Source organism: uncultured Halorubrum sp., from assembly GCF_937146585.1.
In the GTDB taxonomy this organism is placed as follows: Archaea; Halobacteriota; Halobacteria; order Halobacteriales; family Haloferacaceae; genus Halorubrum; species Halorubrum miltondacostae.
In genome coordinates this window covers 1-10256 of the sequence record NZ_CAKZRO010000135.1, presented here as the reverse complement: position 1 = coordinate 10256, position 10256 = coordinate 1, and the positions used below count along the sequence as shown (strand labels likewise).

Annotated in this window: 9 protein-coding genes; 7 read left to right on the top strand and 2 right to left on the bottom strand. The window is 67.6% G+C overall.

Going from position 1 to position 10256, the window contains the following annotated elements:
- Positions 1-167 precede the first annotated feature (167 nt).
- A complete protein-coding gene (locus Q0116_RS10690) occupies positions 168-884 on the top strand; it encodes a hypothetical protein (RefSeq protein WP_297887902.1) in 717 nt (238 codons plus the stop codon).
- 509 nt (positions 885-1393) lie between these two features.
- On the opposite strand, the gene Q0116_RS10685 is transcribed toward Q0116_RS10690, so the two are convergent.
- Positions 1394-1582: a hypothetical protein gene (locus Q0116_RS10685; protein WP_297887898.1), complete on the bottom strand. Its 189-nt coding sequence runs from the start codon at positions 1580-1582 to the stop codon at positions 1394-1396.
- Positions 1583-1811: 229 nt separating this feature from the next.
- On the opposite strand from Q0116_RS10685, the gene Q0116_RS10680 reads away from it, so the two are divergent.
- From Q0116_RS10680 to Q0116_RS10665, 4 genes are all read left to right on the top strand, one after another.
- Positions 1812-4034 (top strand): CDC48 family AAA ATPase, encoded by a 2223-nt coding sequence (locus Q0116_RS10680; RefSeq protein WP_297887896.1) that lies wholly within the window; start codon positions 1812-1814, stop codon positions 4032-4034.
- Between the two features lie 62 nt (positions 4035-4096).
- Entirely contained in the window at positions 4097-4336 is a 240-nt protein-coding gene (locus tag Q0116_RS10675; RefSeq protein ID WP_297887893.1) for a hypothetical protein, read from the top strand.
- A 75-nt stretch (positions 4337-4411) separates the two neighbouring features.
- Positions 4412-4945 carry a DUF5815 family protein gene (locus Q0116_RS10670; RefSeq protein WP_297887890.1) on the top strand — a complete coding sequence of 178 codons (534 nt, stop codon included), beginning with the start codon at positions 4412-4414 and terminating at the stop codon, positions 4943-4945.
- 137 nt (positions 4946-5082) lie between these two features.
- Positions 5083-5307, top strand: coding sequence for a hypothetical protein (locus Q0116_RS10665; RefSeq protein WP_297887888.1), 225 nt, complete (start codon positions 5083-5085; stop codon positions 5305-5307).
- Between the two features lie 79 nt (positions 5308-5386).
- Here the strand turns inward: Q0116_RS10665 and Q0116_RS10660 are convergent, their stop codons facing one another.
- Positions 5387-6394 (bottom strand): hypothetical protein, encoded by a 1008-nt coding sequence (locus Q0116_RS10660; RefSeq protein WP_297887885.1) that lies wholly within the window; start codon positions 6392-6394, stop codon positions 5387-5389.
- A 234-nt stretch (positions 6395-6628) separates the two neighbouring features.
- Here Q0116_RS10660 and carB point away from each other — a divergent pair, with 234 nt between their 5' ends.
- Complete coding sequence (gene carB / locus Q0116_RS10655) at positions 6629-9859, top strand: carbamoyl-phosphate synthase large subunit (RefSeq protein ID WP_297887882.1); 3231 nt, start codon at positions 6629-6631, stop codon at positions 9857-9859.
- Between the two features lie 122 nt (positions 9860-9981).
- Positions 9982-10242, top strand: coding sequence for a S26 family signal peptidase (locus Q0116_RS10650; protein WP_297887879.1), 261 nt, complete (start codon positions 9982-9984; stop codon positions 10240-10242).
- The last annotated feature ends 14 nt before the right edge of the window (positions 10243-10256 follow it).

Sequence of the window (10256 nt, the reverse complement as noted above, 5' to 3'; positions counted from 1 at the left end):
GAGTTGTGAGATATTTCTCGCGTCGCGGTGAATACAGAGGGTGTATTCAGCACGGCAACCGAGTTTGGTTCCCGGTAAGTCAAGTGAATCAGTCGTTCTGTAGAACTGTACATTTTCTCCATCTACCCACAGAAAATACTTATTCGCCAGAACGTTCGTACCGAGTAGTGCCATCCCGTAAGATGCTCCTTGTAGCAGTCGCTATCGGGGTCGTCCTCACCGCCGGTTCGTTTGCGCTTGATACAGCGACCCCTGATACGACGTACACCTACGAGGCGAGAGAACTGCCGGACTCTCAAGAGGACGCCGCAGAGACGGTTGTGGACGACACCACAGTCGTCCCGGAGGGACCGTCAGCAGTGTTCTTCGCCAGCAGTGGTTCTGGCGACCAGCCAGAACGGATGGCCCTCCGCGAGGCGGCAAACGGGTCTCGACCGAAGGCAGAGTTCCCAGGGTCGCTCGTCGACCACCAGTATGCCGTTGTCGGGACCAGTGGCACCTTCTCAGAAGTCAGTGAAGTCTATCGCCTCCACGAACACAGGGACGGTGAGACGGTGCGAATCACTGCCGAGCGAATCACATTACAGACGTTCTACGACGAACTCGCGGTTTCCACCGCCGCCGACCCTCGATTACGTGAACTCGTTCGAACAGGGGAACTCACGACGCACGAACGCTTTCCTGTCGTTCTCATTGCGCACGACGGGCAGTACTACCACGTGATTCAACCACCACTGTCGGCCCCATACACGGGTGTACGAACTGACCTCCACAACGCAGGGTACGTTCTCGGGAATGGGATTGCACTCCTTGCAGGGGGATGGTACATCCTTGAGCGGAGGGGGCGATATATCTGGGGCGATGGTCCCGAGATTCGTCGCTGACGACCAGCGAGAAACCACATACTGAACGTTGACGTAGTTAATCCACGCTGCCGATCAACTGATTAGGGCAATCGAAACCCTGCCTGGGTTTCCGTAACCGACTTTCGCCCTGTACTCAGCACGCAGTTCGTGTCAGTTTTGAAGGGTTTCAACAGAGCCGTTTACGGATAAACGACGCTACCGCGGCGGTGACCACCTCCAAAGCCCCAGCCGGGAAGCGGGCGCAGGCGTTCAGGAGAGCGAAGCTCTCGTGAGCCTATCAGAACGCGGAGCGTTCTGATGACGACGTAAGCACCGCAGCGAGTGAACGGAGCGAAGGAGCGAGGAGCGCAACGAGCGTGCGCCCGCTCCCCGGCTGCCCCTTTGAGTCCCACCCCGCACAGCACCGCAACCGCGCCTCACACCTCCCCAACCTCGTCAGTCGGGCGTAGCCCGACGACCTCGCGCGTGCTGGCTCGCGGTCTATCGGCCGCTCGCAGGCACGCGCCACCGCAAGTCGTCGTTGCTATTTATAAATCGCCGCCGGTCGCGGCCAGGTACAGTTCGCCGACGACGATGAACGCGACGGCCGCGAGCGGAACGGCGAGGAGCCCGCCGACATCGAGGGCGTACAGCGCGGCGCCGACGAGCGCGCCGGCGACGAGGAAGGCGAACCGTGAGAGGAGCGACCGCATCGGGTCGGAGAGCGAGTCGAACACGACCGAACGTCGCTATGAGCGGGCAAAAAACGTCCGTCGCGAGCGGTCGCGAGTCGACGGCGAAAAGGCACGCTTACGACGGGGTTTTATGACCGGACTCCGTACCGTGCTATATGATCACACAGCATCCCGCGGGCGCCGATCGCCCCGGCGGAATCGGCGGCCCGGAGACGGGCAACAGGCTTATTCCCGGACCGGATCCAGTTACGACCATCCCCCGCGAGGAACCATGAACGAAGTCCAACTCGAAGTGGCGAAGGCGTACCCGAACGACTCGGGGCGCGGTATCGCCCGACTCGACCCCGACACCCTGCTGCATCTGAAGCTCTCGCCCGGCGACATCATCGAGATCGAGGGCGCGGAGACGACCGCCGCGAAGGTCTGGCGCGCCGACCGCCAGGACTGGAACACCGACACCGTCCGCGTGGACGGGTTCACGCGACAGAACGCGGATGTCGGCATCGGCGAGCGCGTCACCATCCGGAAGGCGGAGGCCGAGAAGGCCGACAAGCTCGTCTTGGCCCCGCCCGAGGAGGCGTCGGTCCAGTTCGGCTCCGACGCCGCCGGCATGGTGAAACGCCAGATCCTCAAGCGCCCGGTCGTCGAGCGCGACATCGTGCCGGTGATGTCGTCGACGAACCACCCGTTCATGCGGTCGCCCGGGCAGGCGATCCCGCTGATCGCGGTCGAGACGGAGCCCGACGGCGTCTGTCTCATCACCGAGGACACCGAGGTCGAGCTGCGCGAGGAGCCGATCTCCGGGTTCGAGAAGACCGGCGGCGGCATCACCTACGAGGACATCGGCGGCCTCCAGTCGGAGATCCAGCGCGTCCGCGAGATGGTCGAGCTACCGATGAAACACCCGCAGATCTTCTCGAAGCTCGGCATCGAGCCGCCGCAGGGCGTCCTGCTCCACGGCCCGCCCGGCACCGGGAAGACGCTGCTCGCGAAGGCCGTCGCCAACGAGACGTCGGCGTCGTTCTTCTCGATCGCCGGCCCCGAGATCATCTCGAAGTACTACGGCGAGTCCGAACAGCAGCTCAGGGAGATCTTCGAGGACGCGAAAGAGGAGTCGCCCTCGATCATCTTCATCGACGAGCTCGATTCCATCGCGCCCAAGCGCGAGGACGTCACCGGCGAGGTGGAGCGCCGCGTCGTCGCCCAGCTGCTGACGATGATGGACGGGTTGGAGACGCGCGGGCAGGTGATCGTCATCGGCGCGACGAACCGCGTCGACAGCGTCGACCCCGCGCTCCGCCGCCCCGGGCGCTTCGACCGCGAAATCGAGATCGGCGTTCCCGACGAGGTCGGCCGCAAGGAGATCCTCCAGATCCACACCCGCGGGATGCCGCTCTCGGACGACGTGAGCCTCGACCACCTCGCCGACGAGACGCACGGCTTCGTCGGCGCCGACATCGAGAGCCTCACCAAGGAGGCGGCGATGAAGGCGCTGCGGCGCTACCTCCCCGAGATCGACTTAGACGAGGAGGAGGTCCCGCCGAGCCTCATCGACCGGATGATCGTCAAACGGGACGACTTCTCGGGCGCGTTAAACGAGGTGGAGCCGTCGGCGATGCGCGAGGTGCTCGTCGAGCTTCCGAAGATATCGTGGGACAACGTCGGCGGGCTCCAAGACGCCAAACAGCAGGTCCAGGAGTCCGTCGAGTGGCCGCTCACCTCGCCGGAGAAGTTCGACCGCATGGGCGTCGACGCGCCGAAGGGGGTGCTGCTGTACGGGCCGCCCGGCACCGGCAAGACCCTGATGGCGAAGGCGGTCGCCAACGAGACGAACGCGAACTTCATCTCGGTCCGTGGCCCACAGCTGCTCTCGAAGTGGGTCGGCGAGTCGGAGAAGGCGATCCGGCAGACCTTCCGGAAGGCCCGGCAGGTGAGCCCGACGATCATCTTCTTCGACGAGCTCGACAGTCTCGCCCCCTCGCGCGGCCAGGAGATGGGCAACAACGTCTCCGAGCGCGTCGTGAACCAGCTCCTGACGGAGCTCGACGGGCTAGAGGACATGGGCGACGTGATGGTCATCGGTGCGACCAACCGCCCTGACATGATCGACCCCGCGCTGCTCCGGTCGGGCCGCTTCGACCGGCTCGTGATGATCGGGCAGCCGGACCAGGAGGGCCGCGAGCAGATCCTCGACATCCACACCGAGGACACGCCGCTCGCGCCCGACGTGAGCCTCCGCGAGATCGCCGAGATCACGGACGGCTACGTCGGCTCCGACCTCGAGGGGATCGCCCGCGAGGCCGCCATCGAGGCGCTGCGCGACGACGACGACGCCGAGGACGTCGAGATGAAGCACTTCCGGCGCGCCATGGAGTCGGTGCGCCCGACGATCAACGACGACATCCTCGCGTACTACGAGGACGTCAGAGAGCAGTTCAAGGGCGGCGGCGGCGAGTCCCTCCGCGACACCGGCGGCCGGATCGGGTTCCAGTAACGCGGTCGGCCGGCGGCCGCCCGAGGGGGCATTTTTCCGTTCTCGCGCGCGTAGTGTGAACCATGTCCGACGACGTGACCGTCGACGTGGAAGTCGAAGTGGAGGTCGACCGCGACGAGATCGAGGTCGAGCGGGACGACGCCGAGTCGATCGAGGCGACCTACGAGTCGAACGGGATCGAGATCGAGGTCGAAGCCGAGGTGGAGACGCACGCCGAGAGCGACCCCGACGGAGGCGGCGGAGACGAGGCGGGCGACGCGGAAGGTGCGGACGACGGGGACGGCGACGCGGAGCTCGCGTAGCGAGTCCGCCGGTTTCCGCGTCGGCGTATCGACCCGTTCCGCTCCTTTTAACCTCGACAGCGACCAAGGAGAGCCATGTCCCAACCCCGCGTCCCCGGCGGCGACGAGAACGCGCTGGAGCTACCCTGCGGGGAGACGATCGGCGTCGGCGAACTGGACCTCGGCATGCGCGAGTACGAGTGCGACTGCGGCGAGGCCCACGCGGTCGTGATGGACGTCCACCCGCCGGAGCGGTTCCTCCCGGACTTCCTCGTCGAAGTGCTCCGCGAGGCCATCGAGACGACCAGCGAGGAGATGCCGGAGTTCGACACGCCGCACCTGCTCGGCGTCGTGTTAGAGGAGTTCCCGGAGGCGGTCGTCGCGCACGACGCCAGCGAGAACGCCGACGTGGGGTACGCGATGGCGTGGGTGACGGAGTTCGACTCCCGCCGGCTCCACGAGATCGTCGTCGAGCTCGTCGTCGAACTGATGGAGCACGCCGTGAGCCACGCCGACGACGACGAGGCGCTGTCCGCGTTCGAGCAGGAGATGGTCGAGTTCGACGTGAGCGAGTTCGTCGAGCAGTACCGCGCGGAGCGCGACCTCGAGGCCGAGGACCCGTACGCCTGAGACGCGATCTCGCCGCGTCGCCGACCGCCCGAAACCGCTCAAACTCCGGGAAACGACCGGTTCGAGGCCCGTGTCAGACAGCCGTCCGACTTCTGTCTCACTGAACCCTATATGTTCGGAGACCGTACGTAAGACGTATGAGCGCCGGTGAATACGACCGGTACGACCGTCTCCGCGGCGTGCTCGCCGACGCCGACGAGCCGCTGACGGCGCGGGAGATCCTCGCGCTCGTCGAGGAGTGCGACGAGTGCGAGGAGATCGACAGCCCGCACCGAGTCGCCACGGTGCTGGGGCGGCGAGCCGAGCGCGGAGAGGTCGAGGTCATCGCGGGGCAGCCGTACCGGTACCGGCTCGCGACCTGAGGCCGGTCCGAGGCTTCGAACGCGGCGGTCTGCGCCGAGGAGCCGATGTGCGGTCCACCGTCGCCGGCTCGCGAGCGTTCTACGGCGTGACGACCAGATCGAACCGGTAGACGCCGTCTCGGTACTCGACGACGGCGTTCCGGAAGTCGACCCGGCCCTCGTAGACGTCGAGCGGTCGGAGGTCGCCGGCGATACCGAGCGCTCCGAGGGCGTCGATGAGGTCGTCGGACGGCGGGTCACCCTCCTCGTAGCGGCGGGGCTCCTCTGCGATCGCGTCGTCGAGTACCCCCCGGGCGGACGCCGAGAGCCCGGCCGAGGCGAGGTCGCGCTCGACGATCGCGTCTCGCGCGTACGCCTCGAACTCCTCCCGGGAGGCGCTGATCTCGGCGATCGCGTACGTCCACTCGGGGACCTCGACCGTCCGTCGCTCGGCGACCGCCCGGAAGTACTCGTCCTCGTATTCGACGAACGCGAAGGGCGGGGAGGGGACGAGCGCGCTGGCCTCGGCGTCGAGCCCGCGATGGAACTCGACGGTCTGTAACTCGTCGAACTCCGGGTCCCCGAGAAAGCCGTCGTTCCCGGCGTACACCGCGTCGAGGGCCGCGTTCAACACGCGTTCGTCTTGGTCCGAGAGGTCGAACGGCGGCCGCGCGACCGCCGCGTCCTCGGGCGGCGTCCCGTCGACGCGCTCGACGGCGAAGTGCCACCGCTCCCGTTCGAGGCGGCGCTCGTCGGCGACGCGGACCTCGTAGAAGGCCCCCTCGCGTCGGAGGAACGTCGGTCGGGGTCGCGTCTCGGTTCCCCACGGATCGCGGCCGACGAGCGGCCACTGCTCGACGGTCACGCTCCCCGTTTCGAACAGTTCGGAGAGGGAGGCCTCCTTCGAGCCGGCCGTGAAGTCGACGCGGGTCGTGGCGTCGACGGTCGCGGGATCTGGCCGCAGGTAGGGGCGACCGATCGACGAGAGGTCCAGTTCGTCGGCGATGAGCGCGTAGGCGTCGGTGTCGGGCCCGAGGCAACCAGCGGTCGCGGCGGTCGCGCCGGCGGTGCCGAGCAGTTGGAGGGCGCGGCGGCGGGAACAGCGCATGTACGGTTCGAAATCGTCGATATCGGGTAAGTCACTTGCGGTGGCGTCCGCGCCCGTCGACCCGCCGAGCCGCGATCGAGCGGGCGCGCTCGGACTTCGCGGGCTCGGTGTCGATGGACGTGACGCGCCGTATCACTGACCGTGGTAGCGAGTAGCTTGCGAAAATCGCAAACTCGCTGCGAGATTCGTACTCTACCGCCGACCTTATTACGATGAGCGTATTCCGTCCGCGTAATGAGCGAGGACCGGACGATTCTTCTTATCGGCAGCGGACCGATCCAGATCGGACAGGCGGCCGAGTTCGACTACTCGGGGGCGCAGGCGTGTCGCGCGCTCCAAGAGGAGGGGGCGCGCGTCGTCCTCGTGAACTCGAACCCGGCGACGATCATGACCGACCCGGAGACGGCCGACCGGGTGTACATCGAGCCGATCACGCCCGAGGCCATCGCGGAGGTCATCCGCATCGAGGAGCCGGACGGCGTCATCGCGGGTCTCGGCGGCCAGACCGGGCTCAACGTCACCGCCGAGCTCGCGGAGGAGGGCATCTTGGAGGAACACGACGTCGAAGTGATGGGGACGCCCCTCGACACCATCTACGCGACGGAGGACCGCGACCTGTTCCGCCAGCGGATGGAGGGACTCGGTCAGCCCGTTCCGAAGTCGACCACCATCTCCTTGGACGAGGGCGAGTCGGTCACCGACTTCGACGAGGAGGCGTTCCGCGGACGCGTTCAGGAGGCGGTCGACGCGGTCGGCGGCCTCCCGGTCATCGCGCGGACGACGTACACGCTCGGCGGCTCCGGCTCCGGCGTCGTCGACGAGTTCGAGGAGCTGGTCGAGCGCGTCCGCAAGGGGCTCCGCCTCTCCCGTAACAGCGAGGTGCTCGTCACCGAGTCCATCGCGGGCTGGGTCGAACTCGAGTACGAGGTGATGCGGGACGCCGACGACTCCTGTATCATCATCTGTAACATGGAGAACATCGACCCGATGGGGATCCACACCGGCGAGTCGACGGTCGTCACCCCTTCGCAGGTGATCCCCGACGACGGCCACCAGGAGATGCGCGACGCGGCGCTCGAAGTGATCCGCGAACTCGGCATCCAGGGCGGCTGTAACATCCAGTTCGCGTGGCACGACGACGGCACGCCGGGCGGCGAGTACCGCGTCGTCGAGGTGAACCCGCGCGTCTCGCGCTCCTCCGCGCTCGCGTCGAAGGCGACCGGCTACCCGATCGCCCGCGTCACCGCGAAGGTCGCGCTCGGCAAGCGGCTCCACGAGATCGACAACGAGATCACCGGCGAGACGACCGCCGCCTTCGAGCCCGCCATCGACTACGTGGTGACGAAGGTGCCGCGGTGGCCCATCGACAAGTTCGACGACGTGGACTTCGAGCTCGGCACGGCGATGAAGTCCACCGGCGAGGCGATGTCGATCGGCCGGACGTTCGAGGAGAGCATGGTGAAGGCGCTGCGCTCCTCCGAGTACGACCCCGCCGTCGACTTCGACGAGGTTGCCGACGACGAGCTGGAGTCGGGGTACCTCGAACGCCCCAGCCCGGACCGCCCGTACGCGATGTTCGAGGCGTTCGACCGCGGCTACGACGTCGACGACGTGATCGACCTCACCGGCATCCACCGCTGGTACGTCGAGCGCTTCGAGAAGATCGCCGCCGGGACCGCGGCGGCCGCGGAAGGCGACTTCACCGAGGCCGCGATGGTCGGCCGCACCGACGCCGAGATCGCGGCGACCGCGACCGCCGGCGGCGTCGACGCCAGCGTCGGCGACGTCGAGACGGCGGTGCCGGACCGCACCTACAAGCAGGTCGACACCTGTGCGGGCGAGTTCGAGGCTTCCACGCCGTACTACTACTCCGCGCGGCTGCCGGAGTTCCTCCGGGGGGCCGACACGGCCGGCGCGGCGAACGAGGTCCGCGTCGACCCCGACGTCGAGAGCGTCGTGGTCGTCGGCGGCGGCCCGATCCGCATCGGCCAGGGCGTCGAGTTCGACTACTGCGCGGTCCACGCGGTGCGCGCGCTCCGCGAGCTCGGCATCGACGCGCACGTGATCAACAACAACCCCGAGACGGTGTCGACGGACTACGACACCTCCGACGGCCTGTTCTTCGAGCCCATCTCCGCGGAGGAGGTCGCCGACGTGATCGAGACGACCGGGGCCGACGGCGTGATGGTACAGTTCGGCGGCCAGACGTCAGTGAACGTGGGCGAGCCGCTCGAATCCGAGATCGAGCGCCGCGGGCTCGACTGCGAGATCATGGGGACGAGCGTCGAGGCGATGGACCTCGCGGAGGACCGCGACCGCTTCAACGTCCTGATGGACGATCTCGGCGTCGCCCAGCCCGACGGCGGCACTGCGACCAGCGAGGCCGAGGCGCTCGAACTCGCCCACGGGATCGGCTACCCGGTCCTCGTGCGCCCCTCCTACGTGCTGGGCGGCCGCGCGATGCGGGTCGTCGAGGACGACGCGGAGCTCGAGGAGTACATCGAGGAGGCGGTCCGGGTCTCCCCCGACAAGCCGATCCTCGTCGACCAGTTCCTCGACGACGCGGTCGAACTGGACGTCGACGCGGTCGCCGACGGGGAGGACGTCCTCCTCGGCGGCGTGATGGAGCACGTCGAGAGCGCGGGCGTCCACTCCGGCGACTCGGCGTGTATGATCCCGCCGCGGTCGCTGGGCGACGAGACGCTCGGTCGGGTCCGCGAGGTCACCGAGGACATCGCCCGCGCGCTCGACACGGTCGGCCTGCTCAACGTCCAGCTCGCGGTCACCGGCGTCGACGACCCCGACGCCGACAGCGAGGTGTACGTGCTGGAGGCGAACCCGCGCTCCTCGCGGACGGTCCCGTTCGTCTCGAAGGCGACGGGCGTCCCCATCGCCAAGCTCGCCGCGAAGGTGATGACCGACGACCTGACGCTCGCCGACCTCGACGCCGACGAGCAGATCCCCGAACACCGCAGCGTGAAGGAGGTCGTCCTCCCGTTCGACCGTCTGCCGGGCTCGGACCCGCGTCTGGGGCCGGAGATGAAGTCGACCGGCGAAGTGATGGGCACGGCGACCTCCTTCGGCAAGGCGTACGACAAGGCGCAGGACTCGACCGGGAAGCCCATCCCCGAGTCCGGCACCGCCGTCGTCGACCTCTCGGCGGAGGAGTTCCCCGACCCCGGCACCGAGGCGGGCGAGGCGCTCGTCGACGGGTACGCGGACCACTTCGAGCTGAGCGAAGCGACGGACCTGATCGAGGCCGCGAAGCGCGGCGACCTCGACCTCATCGTCTCGCGCCAGCGCGACCTGCTGGAGGTCGCCGTCGAGGAGGAGATCACCTACTTCTCGACGCACGCCTCCGCGACGGCGGCGCTGGAGGCGCTCGACCACGCCGGCGACGACCTCGACGTGATGGCGGTCTCCGACCGCCCGAAGCGCGTCGAGCGGTGGGGCGCCGGGGAGTAGTCGGCGCGAGACTCGGCGTATCGTCTGCCCCGTCGACGTTCTCCGGAGCGTCGACTCGGACCCGCGTCCGGTAAGGACGCGATCTGCGGTGATTTAAGTCTCGAACCCCCACGTTTGTACGTATGTCACGCGAGACGGCGAGAGACGCGTTCGTCGTCGTCTCCGTGCTGGTGGTCGTCGTCATCGTGGCCGGCCAGCTCGCCGGTCAGCCGGTCCTCTTGGGGTACGTGACCTCGGGGAGCATGGCGCCGACGCTGGAGACCGGCGACGGGTTCGTCGCCGTGCCCGCCGCGGTGTCCGGACCTATCGACACGGGAGACGTCGTCGTGTTCAAGGCCGTTTTCGGCGGCGTCTCCGGCGTTCGCGGGTTCCCGAGAATCTGATCTCGCGCCCGGTC